Annotated in this window: 16 protein-coding genes; 10 read left to right on the top strand and 6 right to left on the bottom strand. The window is 57.8% G+C overall.

The features are described from left to right. Nucleotides 1-20: 20 nt before the first annotated feature. Nucleotides 21-2735 carry a type I DNA topoisomerase gene (gene topA, locus H1Y61_RS12835; RefSeq protein WP_180572817.1) on the bottom strand — a complete coding sequence of 905 codons (2715 nt, stop codon included), beginning with the start codon at nt 2733-2735 and terminating at the stop codon, nt 21-23. Nucleotides 2736-2985: 250 nt separating this feature from the next. Between topA and H1Y61_RS12830 the strand changes: the two genes are divergently transcribed. Continuing rightward, complete coding sequence (locus H1Y61_RS12830) at nt 2986-3192, top strand: hypothetical protein (RefSeq protein ID WP_071204388.1); 207 nt, start codon at nt 2986-2988, stop codon at nt 3190-3192. A 34-nt stretch (nt 3193-3226) separates the two neighbouring features. On the opposite strand, the gene dprA is transcribed toward H1Y61_RS12830, so the two are convergent. Genes dprA through H1Y61_RS12810 form a run of 4 tightly spaced genes read right to left on the bottom strand, consistent with a single transcriptional unit; the run spans nt 3227 to nt 7277 of the window. Then, a complete protein-coding gene (gene dprA, locus H1Y61_RS12825) occupies nt 3227-4378 on the bottom strand; it encodes a DNA-processing protein DprA (RefSeq protein WP_174110566.1) in 1152 nt (383 codons plus the stop codon). A 6-nt stretch (nt 4379-4384) separates the two neighbouring features. Continuing rightward, complete coding sequence (plsY, locus tag H1Y61_RS12820; RefSeq protein WP_015915685.1) at nt 4385-5014, bottom strand: glycerol-3-phosphate 1-O-acyltransferase PlsY; 630 nt, start codon at nt 5012-5014, stop codon at nt 4385-4387. Between the two features lie 20 nt (nt 5015-5034). Then, a complete protein-coding gene (locus tag H1Y61_RS12815; RefSeq protein WP_180572816.1) occupies nt 5035-6324 on the bottom strand; it encodes a dihydroorotase in 1290 nt (429 codons plus the stop codon). After that, nucleotides 6321-7277: an aspartate carbamoyltransferase catalytic subunit gene (locus H1Y61_RS12810; RefSeq protein ID WP_060715742.1), complete on the bottom strand. Its 957-nt coding sequence runs from the start codon at nt 7275-7277 to the stop codon at nt 6321-6323. Before H1Y61_RS12810 ends, H1Y61_RS12815 begins: the two co-directional genes overlap by 4 nt. Nucleotides 7278-7584: 307 nt before the next feature. On the opposite strand from H1Y61_RS12810, the gene H1Y61_RS12805 reads away from it, so the two are divergent. The 5 genes from H1Y61_RS12805 (at nt 7585) to H1Y61_RS12785 (ending at nt 10804) form a co-directional block, all read left to right on the top strand. After that, nucleotides 7585-9228 (top strand): acyl-CoA dehydrogenase family protein, encoded by a 1644-nt coding sequence (locus H1Y61_RS12805; protein ID WP_015915688.1) that lies wholly within the window; start codon nt 7585-7587, stop codon nt 9226-9228. Nucleotides 9229-9275: 47 nt separating this feature from the next. Then, on the top strand, nt 9276-9758 hold the full coding sequence (locus H1Y61_RS12800) for a hypothetical protein (RefSeq protein ID WP_180572815.1): 483 nt from the start codon (nt 9276-9278) through the stop codon (nt 9756-9758). Nucleotides 9759-9850: 92 nt separating this feature from the next. Beyond that, nucleotides 9851-10105: a hypothetical protein gene (locus H1Y61_RS12795; protein WP_180572814.1), complete on the top strand. Its 255-nt coding sequence runs from the start codon at nt 9851-9853 to the stop codon at nt 10103-10105. 181 nt (nt 10106-10286) lie between these two features. After that, nucleotides 10287-10487, top strand: a complete 201-nt coding sequence (locus tag H1Y61_RS12790) for a hypothetical protein (RefSeq protein ID WP_180572813.1) — start codon at nt 10287-10289, stop codon at nt 10485-10487. After that, nucleotides 10484-10804 (top strand): DUF6105 family protein, encoded by a 321-nt coding sequence (locus H1Y61_RS12785; RefSeq protein WP_070150373.1) that lies wholly within the window; start codon nt 10484-10486, stop codon nt 10802-10804. Before H1Y61_RS12790 ends, H1Y61_RS12785 begins: the two co-directional genes overlap by 4 nt. Here the strand turns inward: H1Y61_RS12785 and ruvX are convergent. Then, on the bottom strand, nt 10759-11235 hold the full coding sequence (gene ruvX / locus H1Y61_RS12780) for a Holliday junction resolvase RuvX (RefSeq protein ID WP_015915691.1): 477 nt from the start codon (nt 11233-11235) through the stop codon (nt 10759-10761). The two genes, H1Y61_RS12785 and ruvX, sit on opposite strands and share 46 nt — an antisense overlap. 144 nt (nt 11236-11379) lie before the next feature. Here ruvX and H1Y61_RS12775 point away from each other — a divergent pair, with 144 nt between their 5' ends. The 4 genes from H1Y61_RS12775 to H1Y61_RS12760 all read left to right on the top strand — a co-directional run bounded on the left by H1Y61_RS12775 (nt 11380) and on the right by H1Y61_RS12760 (nt 14572). Then, a complete protein-coding gene (locus H1Y61_RS12775; protein WP_180572812.1) occupies nt 11380-12084 on the top strand; it encodes a metal-dependent hydrolase in 705 nt (234 codons plus the stop codon). Between the two features lie 163 nt (nt 12085-12247). Beyond that, the gene (gene gatC, locus H1Y61_RS12770; protein ID WP_015915693.1) at nt 12248-12535 is read left to right on the top strand and encodes an Asp-tRNA(Asn)/Glu-tRNA(Gln) amidotransferase subunit GatC; all 288 of its coding nucleotides are present in this window, start codon (nt 12248-12250) and stop codon (nt 12533-12535) included. A gap of 71 nt (nt 12536-12606) precedes the next feature. Further along, on the top strand, nt 12607-14088 hold the full coding sequence (gene gatA, locus H1Y61_RS12765) for an Asp-tRNA(Asn)/Glu-tRNA(Gln) amidotransferase subunit GatA (protein ID WP_156553497.1): 1482 nt from the start codon (nt 12607-12609) through the stop codon (nt 14086-14088). A 4-nt stretch (nt 14089-14092) separates the two neighbouring features. Then, on the top strand, nt 14093-14572 hold the full coding sequence (locus H1Y61_RS12760) for a GNAT family N-acetyltransferase (RefSeq protein ID WP_180572811.1): 480 nt from the start codon (nt 14093-14095) through the stop codon (nt 14570-14572). Nucleotides 14573-14608: the final 36 nt, after the last annotated feature.

The following is a 14608-nucleotide window of genomic DNA, read 5'->3' as shown; positions in this document are numbered from 1 at the left end:
ACGCGGGGATTTGCTCAAGGTCAGGCTTTCTCTGTTTTTGCGGCGGGCTTTGCCTTGGGCTTTGTCGCCTTAGGTTTGGCAGCTGCTTTCTTTGGTTTGGCGTCGGCGGTGTCATTCGCATCGGCCTTGGCTGCTTTCGCAGCCGGTTTTTTCGCAGGCGCTTTCTTGGTGGCTGCGGATTTGGCCGCAGGTTTCGCCTTGGTCTTGCCGCTGCCTTCCTTGGCGGCGCGCTCAACGATCAGGGCAATCGCCTCTTCCATGGTCACGGCTTGCGGGTCCATGCCTTTGGGAATGGTCGCATTAATCTTACCCCAATTCACGTAGGGACCATAGCGGCCATCGCGCACGGTAATCGCGCCGCCATCCGGATGATCGCCGATCTCTTTCAGGGCGGCAGGTGCTGCGCGGCCACGGCCACCGGGGTTGGCCTGCTTTTCAGCCAGAACCGTGACGGCGCGGTTGAGGCCGATGGTTAGCACATCCTCGATACCATCGAGATTGGCATAGGTGCCATCGTGCAGCACGAAAGGTCCATAGCGGCCAAGCCCCGCGGTCATCATCTTGCCGGTCTCCGGGTGAAGGCCGACTTCGCGCGGCAGCGACAGCAGCGACAGCGCCTTGTCGAAGTCCACATCGGTCGGCGACCAACCCTTAGGGAGCGACGAGCGCTTGGCTTCCTTGCCATCGCCACGCTGGACGTAAGGGCCGAAACGGCCACTGCGAAGCGTGATCTGTTCACCGGTTGTCGGATCTTCACCCAGCGCTTTCGGTTCATTGCCGACGGCTTCCGCTTCCGTGCCGCCATCGGCGGACAATTGGCGGGTGAAATTGCATTCCGGATAATTGGAGCAGCCGACAAAAGCGCCGTATTTACCGAGCTTCAGCGACAGATTGCCGGTGCCACAAACCTGGCAAATGCGCGGGTCTGAGCCATCTTCGCGCTTCGGGAACACCAGCGGAGCCAAGGCTTCGTTCAGTGCATCGAGCACGTTGGTGACGCGCAATTCCTTGGTGCCTTCGATCTGGGCAAAGAAATTCTGCCAGAATTCGCGCAGCACGTCCTTCCAGTTCAGCTCACCGGCGGAAATCTTGTCGAGCTTTTCTTCAAGATCGGCGGTGAAATCATATTCGACATAGCGGGTGAAGAAGCTTTCCAGGAATGCCGTCACCAAACGGCCCTTGGCTTCGGGGATCAGCTTACGCTTGTCGATAACAACATATTCGCGGTCGCTAAGCGTCTTCAGCGTCGCGGCATAGGTGGAGGGTCGGCCAATGCCAAGCTCTTCCATCTTCTTGATCAGGGTCGCTTCCGAATAGCGCGGCGGCGGTTCGGTGAAATGCTGGGTGGCGTTGACCTTTTGCTTGGCCAGCGCCTCGCGGGCATTGATCTCCGGCAGGCGGCCATCTTCATCGTCGTCGTCGCTCTTTTCACCTTCCTCACGATGGTCGGTATAGGCGGCGATAAAGCCGTCGAAGCGGATGACCGAGCCAACGGCGCGCAGACCGGCTTTTTCGCCCGCCTTGTCAGCGAGGATTTCAGCGGTGGTCCGCTCAATTTCGGCCGATGCCATCTGGCTGGCAATGCCTCGCTTCCAGACCAGATCGTAGAGGCGCAACTGGTCAGCATCGAGATAGCGGCGCACCTGATCCGGCGTCCGGGTAAAATCGGTCGGACGGATGGCTTCATGCGCTTCCTGGGCGTTTTTCGCCTTGGTGGAATAGAAGCGCGGCTTTTCCGGCATATAGCGCGGGCCAAATTGCTCTGTGATCGCGGAGCGGGCGGCCTCAATGGCTTCAGGGGCCATCTGGACGCCATCGGTACGCATATAGGTGATCAGGCCGACGGTCTCGCCGCCAATATCGACACCCTCATAAAGCTTCTGCGCCACCTGCATGGTGCGTGAGGCGGAGAAACCGAGCTTGGAGGAGGCAGCCTGTTGTAGCGTAGAAGTTGTAAACGGCGGCGATGGGTTGCGTTTGACGGGCTTGGCCTCAATCGATTCCACCACATAGTTTGCGCCGTCGAGCAGGTCTTTCAGCCGGTTGGCCATGTCGCCATTGCCAACGCTGCGGGCTTGCAAGCGCTTGCCATCGGCGGAGACCAGGCGGGCCAGGAATTCATCGCCGCGTGGCGTTTTTAGAAGCGCTGACAGGTTCCAGTATTCTTCCGAGACGAATCGCTCAATCTCATTTTCCCGGTCGCAAACCAGCCGCAGGGCCACCGATTGGACGCGGCCTGCCGAACGGGCACCCGGCAGCTTGCGCCACAGAACCGGCGACAGATTGAAGCCGACCAGATAGTCCATCGCACGGCGCGCCAGATAGGCATCGACCAGATCGCCATCGATATCACGCGGGGCAGCCATGGCGTCGAGCACGGCCTTCTTGGTGATGGCGTTGAAAACCACGCGCTTCACCGGCTTGTCGCCGATCACCTTCTTCTTTTTCAAGAGATCCAGCACGTGCCAGGAAATCGCTTCACCCTCACGATCCGGGTCGGTTGCGAGAAACAAGGCATCGGCCCCCTTCATCGCATCGGCAATGTCCTTCATGCGTTTGGCAGAGGCGGTGTCCACTTCCCATAGCATTTCGAAATCCTGATCCGGCAGGACCGAGCCGTCCTTGGCAGGCAGGTCGCGGACATGGCCGAAGGAGGCGAGCACCTTATATCCCGGTCCGAGATATTTGTTGATCGTCTTGGCTTTGGCAGGGGATTCGACAACGACTACATTCATTCTGTTTCTCTGAACATGGCCCCGTTTGTTGCATATGGCGTCGATTCTGGCGAGGGTTCAAGCATCGATGGTTCGACATGGACAGGGATTGCGCCGGGGTCAAGTCCCCTCATGCATTTTATCCATCACACGTTTGCACAACCAAAAGTTTATGAAAATGGTATTGCAATCATAAATCAATTCTGTATCATATGTTGCATAGGTAGCAATTATACATATTAAGGTTGTATTTCCACGACGGGAACACGTAATGACGGGCAGTGGCGCAGCGGAACTTCATAGCCGGGAAAGCATAGCCTATGTGCGCCAGATGCTGGGCGAATTGCGGCTGGTTGCCGAAAAGGAGGGCGCGCAAATGCTGTGCTACCTGATCGAGATGGCTTTTGAAGAGGCCGGCGACCTTCAACGCCGCCACAAAGCGCCAAGAATGATCTCAAACGCCAAAAGAACGCTTTGAAATCTTTCAAGGCGCGAATGCGCGAAGTCCAACTTTAATCCAGCGGTGCAATCGAAACCAGTCCACCAGGATGGCGGTGCAGGCGCCCGGCGATATCCAGTTCCAGCATCACCAGATAGACGGCGGACGGCGGTAATTGCGTGTGGCGAATGATATCATCGACCTCGACCGGCGTTATGCCCAACGCGTCGATGATCCGGCTGCGATCCTGTTCGCCGGGTGGCTGGTTGAAGGTCTCGCTTTCTTCATAGACCGGCTCCTCCACCTGCGGCTGGGAAAACAAGTCAATACTGCTGAGCGGGGATAGCGCCTCGAGAATATCCCGGGCCTCGGTGGTGATCGTCGCACCGTTTTTCAACAGTCCGTTGGTCCCATGACAGCGCGGATCGAGAGGCGAGCCCGGCACGGCAAACACCAGCCGTCCGAAATCGGCAGCCAGCCGCGCGGTAATCAGTGAGCCGGAACGACTGGCGGCTTCTATCACCACAACCCCAAGGGATGTCCCGGCAATCAAGCGGTTGCGTCTTGGAAAATCGCGGGCGCGAGGCTCCCAGCCAAATGGCATTTCGCTGATCGCCACACCCTTGCCATCCCAGATGTCTTTCAGCAGATCGACATTCTCAGGCGGGTAGGGCCGGTCGAGCCCACCGGCCAGGGCGGCCATCGTGCCGGTCTCCAGGCTTGCCCGATGCGCGCCCGCATCGATGCCGCGCGCCAGACCTGAGGTGATGGTGTAGCCGGTTATACCGCAATCGCGTGCCAGCATGGCTGCCATTTTCACGCCGCTGATCGAGGCATTGCGAGAGCCAACAATGCCGATCGAGGGGCGGATGGCGGTACTGCCCAAGCCCTTCATGGCCAGAAGCGGTGGTGCCGCGTCGATCTGGCGCAGCGCAGGAGGATAGTCCGGCTCGCCGATCCCGACGAATCGCGCGCCGAATTTGCGGGCAAATTCCAGCTCGCGTTCGGCCTCGGCCACTGTAGCGATTCGGATGGAGCGGGTAGCGCCGCCGCGCTGCGACAATTCGGGCAGCATGTCCAAGGCGCGTTCAGCAGTGCCGAAATTGTTGATCAGGTCGCGAAAAGTGGCCGGGCCGACATTGTCGGAGCGGATCAGCCTTAGCCAGGCGGTTCGTTGTTTTTCCGTCAGGGCGATACCTGAGCGTCCCGAACCGCCTGCCGACATGGTGTGCTATCCTTTTTTACCGATCTTGCTCTCGGTGCCTGAAATCAATCGTTCAATATTCGCCTTGTGCTTGCCCCAGGTGATCACGGTCATCGCCGAGGTGATCATGGCAGCTTCCGGCTGACCAAGTATCCACAATGCAACCGGAATAACAAGGGTTGCAACCAGTGCTGATAGCGAGGAATAGCGGCTGAGAAAAGCAATCGATAGCCAGACGATGGCAAAGACCAGCACCATCAACGGGAAAATGCCGAGCAATGTGCCGATATAGGTGGCCACGCCCTTGCCGCCCTTGAAGCCCAGCCAGACCGGGAACAGGTGGCCGATAAACGCGGCAAAGCCGCCAAGCAGGCCTGGCAGATGCACCGTATCGGAGCCGAACAGTTTCTGGGCGATCAGTGCTGCCGCTGTTGCCTTCAAGGCATCCAGCAGCAGTGTGGCTGCGGCCAGCTTTTTATTGCCGGTGCGCAGAACATTGGTGGCGCCAATATTGCCGGAACCGATATTGCGAACGTCGCCCAGGCCCGCCATCCGGGTGAGCAGCAGTCCGAAAGGAATGGAGCCGAGCAGATAGCCAATCGCCAGCGAGGCGATAAGGGCGGTGATCGTCACCTGACTGTAATCGAGGCTGGGCATGGTCGGCTCCTGTAATCCAATTAAAGAGAAAACACCTGATGGCCAGCCACATAGGTGGCGACGGCGCGACCGGAAAAGCGGGCGTCCTCGAACGGGGTATTCTTGGAGCGCGACAACAGAGTCTCCTTGGCAACCAACCATGGCTCGTCCAGATCGATCAACACGATATCGGCCTTTGCGCCCGGCTTCAATGTGCCTGCATCCAGCCCGAAAATTTCGGCAGGCCGGGTGGACATCGCATCGATCAGCCGCATCAGCGGTACCTGACCGGCATGATGCAGCCTGAGAGCTGCTGCCAGTAAGGTTTCCAGGCCGACCGCGCCATCGGCGGCATCGGCAAACGGCAGGCGCTTGGTATCGACATCCTGCGGATCATGGGCTGAAACGATGATGTCGATATCGCCACTTGCCAAGGCCTCGACCATCGCCACCCGATCATCCTCGGCCCGCAGCGGCGGGGCCAGCTTGAAGAAGGTCCGGTATTCACCGATATCGTTTTCGTTCAGCGACAGATTGTTGATGGAAATGCCGCAGGTGACGTTCGCGCCGCGTGAGCGGGCAAGTTTGATGGCCTCCACCGAGCCTGGCACCGAAATCTTGGCGGCATGATATTTTGCCCGCGTCAGCCCGGCAATGCGCAGGTCGCGTTCCAGCGGAATGATTTCGGCTTCCTTCGGCACGCCGGACAAGCCCAGCCAGCTGGCAAACAGACCCTCGTTCATCACCCCATTACCGAGATATTTTTCGTGCAGTTCCAGCGAAATCACCGCGCCGAATTCCCGCGCATAGGTCATCGCCCGGCGCAGCACCAGCGTATCGTCCAGCCCATGGCGGCCATTGGTGAAGCAGACCGCGCCCGCCTGTTGCAACAGGCCGAATTCGGTCATTTCCTCGCCGCGCAACCGACGGGTCAGGGCCGCTGCCGGATAGATATTGACCGGTGATTTTTCCCGCGCCGCGTTTTTGATGAATTCCACCAGGGCGATGTCATCGATGACAGGATCGGTATCCGGCATCATCACGAAGGAAGTTACGCCGCCAGCCGCTGCGGCCTTGCCAGCCGAGGCCAGTGTTTCGCGGTGCTCACCACCGGGTTCGCCGACAAACACCTGCGCATCCACCAGACCCGGTGCCGCGACAAGTCCTTTGCAGTCCCTGACCTCGGCACCCTCGGGTGCGCCCTGATTGCGAGCATCCGCACCGGCGGCCAGAATGCGGCCATCGGCGGAGACGATAATGCTGCCAACCTCATCCAGCGAACGCGACGGGTCGATAATGCGGGCATTGGTGAAGACAAGCGGCTTGTTCATGCGCCAACTCCTTCGCTACGCGGGCCGTTATTGTCAGAGATCAGCAGCGATTCCATCACGGCCATGCGCACGGCGACGCCCATCTCGACCTGGCTTTCGATGACGCTTTGCGGCCCATCGGCCACATCGGAGGCTATTTCCACCCCGCGGTTCATTGGCCCGGGATGCATGACCAGGGCGTCTTCCTTGGCGGCTTTCAGCTTTTCAGCATCAAGCCCGTAGAAGTGGAAATATTCGCGGATAGACGGGACAAACGACCCTGCCATGCGCTCGCGCTGCAAGCGCAGCATCATCACCACATCGGCGCCTTTCAGGCCTTCCTTCATATCGTGGAAGACTTCGACGCTCATATCGGCAATGCCCGAAGGCAGCAGCGTGGCGGGGGCCACGACCCGGACCCGCGCGCCCATGGCATTGAGCAGCAGAATATTGGAGCGGGCGACGCGCGAATGCAGCACGTCGCCGCAGATGGCGACAATGATCCGAGACAGCTTGCCCTTGGCGCGCCGGATGGTCAGCGCGTCGAGCAGCGCCTGGGTTGGATGTTCATGCTGGCCATCGCCGGCATTGATCACCGCGCAGGCGACCTTTTGCGAGAGAAGTGCTGCCGCACCGGCTGAGGCATGGCGCACCACCAGCACGTCCGGGTGCATGGCGTTCAGCGTCATCGCCGTATCGATCAGCGTTTCGCCTTTCTTGACCGACGAATTGCCGACCGACATGTTCATCACATCGGCACCGAGCCGCTTGCCCGCCAGCTCGAAGGATGACTGGGTGCGGGTGGACGCCTCGAAAAACAGGTTGATCTGGGTCAGACCGCGCAGGGTCGAGGTCTTTTTTTCACGCTGGCGGCTGATTTTTACCGCTTCGTCAGCTTTATCGAGCAGATAGGTAATATCGGTTTCGGTAAGGCCCTTGATGCCAATCAGATGGCGATGGGGAAAGAAGACCATGCGCATGTTCTCCTAGAGTTCGTCAGGGAAAAATGGAGCCCGATTTTCCGACAGGACAAACGACAACGAAAGGCTTTGGAGTCTCTCCGCTTCGTGGTGAAAGCATGAGACTCCGAAGGGGTCGCGCGGTCTATAAAGACTGCGATGATCAGGAGCAAGCCTGCTTGAGGCGTGCAAGCCTTTGTCCCCCGTTTTGGACGGTTGACCTGACCCATGCTGTCGCAAATGCGCGCAAACGTGTTAAAGACCATCGACAAAGATCGATTTGCGGCATTGCTGTAAGACAAAGATAAAAATTGGAACGCGGATGAGCCGTACGGAAGACAAATTGCTGGAACTCAATCAGCCAAGGCCCTGGTCCGGCGTGAACGCCTTTCGCACCGATCCGCTGGTGGTCGATATTACCAATGGCCTCAGCCGCAACCTGCGCGATGAATATGATACGCTTGGCCGCTATGTGACCTCGCATGAGGCGCAGGAACTGGCCCGTATGGCCAACCACAATCCGCCGGAACTGCGCACTCACGGGCCACGCGGCGAGCGGCTGGATGTGGTGGAGTTTCATCCGGCCTGGCACGCGCTGATGCGCCGTTCCATGGCAACCGGCCTGCATTCCTCCGTCTGGGAAAACTTAGCGGATGCACGCGGGCAGGACCACAAGGCCCGCGCCGTGCGATTCTATCTCACCGCCCAGCTTGAATGCGGCCATCTCTGCCCGCTGACCATGACCAGCGCCTCGGTCGCCGCCCTGATGGGCTCGCCCCGGGTGCAGAAGGAATGGGCACCGAAGATTCTGTCGCGTAAATATGACAGTTCCAACCGCCCCGCCATGCAGAAATCGGCCATTACCATTGGCATGGGCATGACGGAGAAACAGGGCGGCACCGATGTGCGCGCCAATATCTCCACCGCCACACGGGTGGGTGAGGGGATCTACCGGCTCTCCGGCCACAAATGGTTCATGTCGGCACCGATGAGCGATGGTTTCGTCATGCTGGCGCAAATGCCTGAGGGAGTCGGCTGTTTTCTGGTGCCGCGCCTGTTGGAAGACGGTTCGGCCAATGGTTTGCAGTTCCAGCGGCTGAAGGACAAGATCGGCAATCGCTCCAATGCCTCCTCCGAGGTCGAATTTACCGATGCCTTCGGCTTTTTGCTGGGCGAGCAGGGCGGCGGCATTCGCACCATCCTGGAAATGGTAACCCTGACCCGGCTCGATTGCGCACTGGCGTCTGCGGGTATCATGCGCGCTTCGATGGCGGAAGCTGTCCACCATGTGCGGGGCCGCTCGGTGTTTGGCAAAAAGCTGGTCGATCAGCCGATCATGACCAGGGTTCTTGCCGATATGGCGCTGGATGTGGCGGCGGCCACGGCGCTGTCCTTCCGGCTGGCTGAGGCCTTCGACCGCGCCCGTGATAATCCCGCCGATGCGGCTTACGCACGGGTGATGACGCCGGTGGTGAAATACTGGGTCTGCAAGATGGCGCCGCCGCTGATCTATGAAGCGATGGAATGCATCGGTGGCAGCGGCTATGTGGAAGAACGCGCCATTGCCCGCCATTACCGCGAGGCCCCTGTTAACGCCATCTGGGAAGGCTCCGGCAACGTCATGGCGCTGGACGTGTTGCGCGTGCTGGCCCGTGGTAAAGACCTGTTCGAAATGGTGTTTGCCGAGCTGGAACGCGATCTCGGCCCGTCAGGCCGCAAGACCGTCGAAGTGCTGCGCGCGGCTATGGCGCTTTGCGAACGCGACGAGGGTGCTGCCCGCCTGCTGGTCGAGCAAATGGCACTCGCCGCCGCCGCCGCTGAGCTTTACCGCATGGGGGCGGGCAAGATCGCTGATGCCTTTCTTGAGACACGCCTGACAGGCGGCTGGCGCAATACCTACGGCGTGCTTGATGCCCGATTCGACAGCCGGTATCTGATTGATTTGCTGTATCCGGCGGTGGATTGAGACGGATGTGATCGCCTGCACGGTGAGAAGCCCGAAGGAGGCCGCTCATGCTGAATTTTCCTTTCGTCGTGGACGAAGATATCAATGTGGAGCAGGAATTAATACAACCCATTTTTTCGATTAAGGTTGTATATGGTACGACATATAAGCCTCTATATATCGAATTATTTCATGAAAATGAGAATTCAATAATCATATCTATAAAAATGAACCATGTTCGAGAGAGGTATGAGGTAGGGAATATTTTTATTGAGCGCCATATTGCAGGCGGATGTCTTGAAACAAGGTCCTGCATATTTCATTTTGATAGATTATTAATCGGGGCTTGTTCTAAGATGGTTTACGTCGGTGACTGGGGCAGGGCCGAATGCGGATTGAAGTTTGAAAGTCTGGACGGAGAAGAGTTCTATATTGTGTCTGGCGACTACCCTTATTCCGTGGCTCTGATCGGTGAAAGATTTAAAACGTTGCAGCTTGTTCCGGAATTTGCGCTAAATGAATATTGCTATGAAAAAATCGGCCCGACTTAATCGACGGGATCAATGATATCCACTTATTCTAAGGCGTTGAAATTTCAATTCCGGCAAGCAGGAAGATCGTCACCCTTTCTTCGCGGTGGGTCATGGAAACAGTACCTTTGCCCCATCGAGAGGCAATCAATTTCGTCAATGATTGCAAGCGAAAGTCCGCTATAATATTGGGGATGGAGCAGCTCTATAAGCGTGGCGCTGATCTTGTTTTGGATAACACAAATATAGTCGATTTCACGATGACAAGTTATGAAACCCGTGACTGGTCATCTGATGCTGATCTTTTGCTTCGATATTTATGGGATGAAGCCGATCACGACGCCTTGTTTGTCATCGTTTACGAGTGACATGACCCAGCTTTTGAAAGTGGGATAGCAAAGCTTGGATGAATCGCTCTTTTGACGCAGGCCCGCCGCCAATCTATCCACAGCCCCATCCCCCCAAAATTAACCTTAATAAAAGGTTTACGTTGTGCGGCATTCATTAACCGTTAACTCTGCTGGTGAATGCAACCAATAGGGGCGGGTAATGATGACTGGCCTTCGGAAATATGTGGCACTGGGCGTCATGATGGCGTTTTTTGCCGTTTTGGCATTGGATATTGCGGTGCCAGCATTGGTGCTGTGCACCATGGCGGCGATCAATTGGCTGGTGCTGAAGGCACCGGATGATCTTTTCGACCATCTCCTGCCGCGTCTATCCGTCTCGGTTAAGGGGAGGCTGGCATGAAATATCTGCTGATCTTCTGGGCTGGGCCAATCCTGCTTTTGGGAAGCTGGTATTATCTGTCGCTTAACGACATGAGCTTCGGCTTTTTCATGCTGACCCGCCAGACCCATGATCTGGTCTTTACCATCTATGGCAATGTTCTGGGCATCGCGCCAGAAAGCATTCCGCCGTTGGTCATGCGTGCCATCGTCGTCGATAGCACTGTGCTGTTCAGCCTAGTTGCTTTTCGTCGCCGTAAGCAGATTGCCGCCTGGTGGAAAGCGCGTCAGCTTCAAAGCGTCGATGCAAGGCCAGACAGCCTGTCCAGCGCCCCTTGAAGAATGAAGCTGGCGGCTGCCGAATCAATCCGTTCGGCCCGCTTGGCCCGCGAAACGTCCATTTCCAGCAACGCGCGCGTTGCCGCGACTGTTGATAGCCGCTCATCCCAGTAGACGAAGGGAATGTCGGTCTTCTCGGCCATAGCGCGCACAAAGGCGCGGGTGGCCTGGACACGCGGCCCGGAAGAGCCATCCATGTTGATCGGCAGGCCGATGACGAAGGCTGCGACTTTTTCCTTGGCGGCAAAAGCCAGCAGAACCTCGGCGTCTTTGGTAAATTTCGTCCGCTTGATCACCGTGCGCGGCGAAGCGAACCGGCGTCCGAGATCCGACATGGCAAGGCCGATGGTCTTGGTGCCGAGATCAAGCCCCGCCACGGCCTGACCCGGTTGCAGGCTTTGCGCCAGTTCTTCGATTTCCAGGGTCGCCATAACTGTTTCTCAAAATGTGAATAGTGTGTTCATGCCAAACCGTGGGGATACGGGGATATCCTTGTGGTTTGGTCTTTTCTTGCGCTGCTTATGCCATATGTCTTGGCGGGCAAACCATTTTCATTCATCCATAGAGGATATTCCATGAAACTCACCTGGCTCGGCCATTCGGCCTTTCGTCTCGAAACCGCCAAGGCCACCATTCTGATCGACCCGTTCCTGACCCACAATGCCAGCTTTTCCGGGCTGGATATGAAGGATATGACCAAGGGCGTCACGCATATTCTACTGACCCACGGCCATGGTGACCATGTCGGCGATACGGTGGCGATTGCCAAGGATACCGGCGCAACCGTGCTGGCCAATGCCGATCTCGCTGCCTGGCTTGGTGCCAAGGGTGTCCAGAAAATCGAGATGGGCAATACCGGTGGCACGATCGATCTCGGCGGCTTTACCGCGACCTTTACCAATGCGCTGCATTCTTCCGCGCAGATCACCGAGGATGGCGTGTCTCATGCGCTCGGCAATGCCAATGGGTTGATGCTGCATTTCCAGGATGAGGCATCGCTGCTGCATATGGGCGATACCGATATTTTCTCGGATATGGCGCTGATCAACGAATTGCATCAGCCCGATATCGGCATCGTGCCGATTGGTGACCGTTTCACCATGGGTGGTGCGGTTGCAGCACTTGCCTGCCAGCGATTCTTCAACTTCAAGACCGCGATCCCCGCCCATTACGGCACCTTCCCGATCATCGACCAGACCCCGGAAAAATTCGTGGGCGGCATGGAAGGTTCGAAAACCGAGGTCAAGGCACCCAAGCCGGGCGAAACGCTGTCGCTTTGAAATAATGCCTTGCTGAAATCGTTGTTTTCGCCCCTGGATCATTCTCTCTAGGGGCGAAAATGCGAGGCCAGGGGTGAAAATTCGAGGGTGGCAAAAGCCTGCCCGTTGCGCGGGCGCGGTTCGGCGATTATAGCGGGTCTGATAATCGATCTGGAGAATGCCGATGTCCGTTGATCTCGCCACCGTCAAGCGTGTTGCCAAGCTTGCCCGTATTGCTCTGCCCGAAGACGAGGCCGAGCGGGTCATGGGAGAGTTGAATGGCATTCTCGGCTTTGTCGAGCAATTGTCGGAAGTGAATGTCGATGGCGTCGAGCCGATGACGTCTGTCATGCCAATGGCGATGCGCAAGCGCAAGGACGCTGTCACTGATGGTGGCAAGGCCGATGACATCGTTGCCAATGCGCCGGAAACCGACCGCCATTTCTTCCTGGTGCCCAAGGTTGTCGAATAAGCTGGTCCGGTTATCCACCGTTCCATCGACACTCTCGACGTAGCCGCGCCAACTATAAAGTGACCGTATTCATGAGCGAACTCACCAGCCTCACCATTGCCGAAGCCCGCGAAAAGCTGGTTTCCAAGGATATCACCGCCGTTGAGCTGACGGATGCCTATCTGGGCGCCATCGAGGCTGCCAATGGTGCCATCAATGCCTATGTGACGGTGACGCCGGAGATTGCCCGCGATATGGCCAAGGCCTCGGATGCGCGGCTGGCCACCGGCAAGGCTGGCGCGCTGGAGGGCATTCCGCTTGGCGTCAAGGACCTGTTCGCCACCCGCGACGTCCATACCCAGGCCTGCTCGAACATTCTCGACGGCTTCAAGCCAAAATACGAATCGACCGTTACGCAGAACCTCTGGAACGAGGGTGCCGTGATGCTGGGCAAGCTGAACATGGACGAATTCGCCATGGGTTCGTCCAACGAAAACTCCTTCTATGGTCCGGTGGTCAATCCATGGCGCGCCACGGGATCTGAGGAAAAGCTGGTGCCGGGCGGTTCATCCGGCGGTTCGGCGGCGGCTGTGGCTGCACGGCTTTGCGCGGGTGCCACTGCTTCCGATACCGGTGGCTCCATCCGCCAGCCGGCAGCTTTCACCGGGACTGTCGGCATCAAGCCCACCTATGGCCGTTGCTCGCGTTGGGGTATTGTTGCTTATGCCTCGTCGCTCGATCAGGCCGGTCCTATTGCCCGCGACGTGCGCGACGCCGCCATCCTTTTGAAATCCATGGCCAGCATTGACGAGAAGGACACGACCTCGGTTGATCTTCTGGCACCGAACTATGAGGCGGCTATCGGCCAGTCCGTTAAGGGGATGAAAATCGGCATTCCCCGGGAGTACCGCGTCGATGGCATGCCGGAAGAGATCGAAGCCCTCTGGCAGAAGGGCATGGCCTGGTTGAAGGAGGCCGGTGCCGAGATTGTCGATATTTCCCTGCCGCATACCAAATACGCCTTGCCAGCCTATTACATTGTCGCCTCAGCCGAAGCCTCGTCCAATCTCGCCCGCTATGACGGTGTGCGCTATGGCTTGCGTGTTGATGGCAAGGATATTGCCGACATGTATGAAAAGAGCCGCGCGGCGGGCTTCGGCAAGGAAGTGCAGCGCCGTATCCTGATGGGCACCTATGTGCTTTCGGCTGGCTACTACGATGCCTATTACCTGCGTGCCCAGAAGGTCCGCACGCTGATAAAGCGCGATTTCGAACAGGTGTTTGCAGATGGTGTCGATGCGATCCTGACGCCGATCACTCCGTCCTCGGCCTTCGCCATTGGCGATAAGGATCTGGCCGCCGATCCGGTGAAAATGTATCTCAACGACATCTTCTCGGTGACGCTAAACATGGCGGGTCTGCCGGGCCTGTCCGTTCCTGCTGGTCTCGACGCCAAGGGTCTGCCGCTTGGCCTGCAACTGATCGGCAAGCCCTTCGAGGAAGAAACCCTTTTCAAAACCGCCCATGTCATCGAACAGGCCGCCGGAAAGTTCACGCCCGCTCAGTGGTGGTAGGCTGATGATCCTAAGGCCGATGATGGAGGCTGACCGGCAGATGGTTGGCTACATCGGCTGGGACAGCTGGCGCTCCACCGGACCGCTGGATCGCACCATGACCGATCCGGCTATTGCGCAAAAGGTCAAGGAAGCGTTTTTGCGCTTCCCTTTTGAGCCTGCGCTGGATGTCATTGTCGCCGAGGTCGAAGGGACGATTGCCGGTTGGGGCGCGCGTGAGGCGGAGCGGGATGTGATGTCCGATATCTGGATCTCGCCTGACCATCAGCGGCGTGGCATTGGCCGGTCGCTGGTGCTGCACTTTTGCGAGACAATGCGGTGCGAAGGGGTAAAACAGGCCCGAATTTCCACCCACCAGAACAATTTTGCTGCCCAGGCCCTTTATAAAAGCTGCGGTTTCGAGACAGTCTGGCAGGGTATGGAGCGCGACGCAGTCATGGAGCTGGAAATTCCCAAGGTCCGGCTACGGCGGCGGCTTTACTGAAGCACCTCCTCATCAAAGTGTTCATAAAACCTTAAC

The organism is Agrobacterium vitis (genome assembly GCF_013426735.1).
Classification (GTDB): Bacteria; Pseudomonadota; Alphaproteobacteria; order Rhizobiales; family Rhizobiaceae; genus Allorhizobium; species Allorhizobium vitis_D.
Note: the sequence above shows the minus strand (reverse complement) of the source record. Positions and strands in the feature narration are given on the sequence as shown.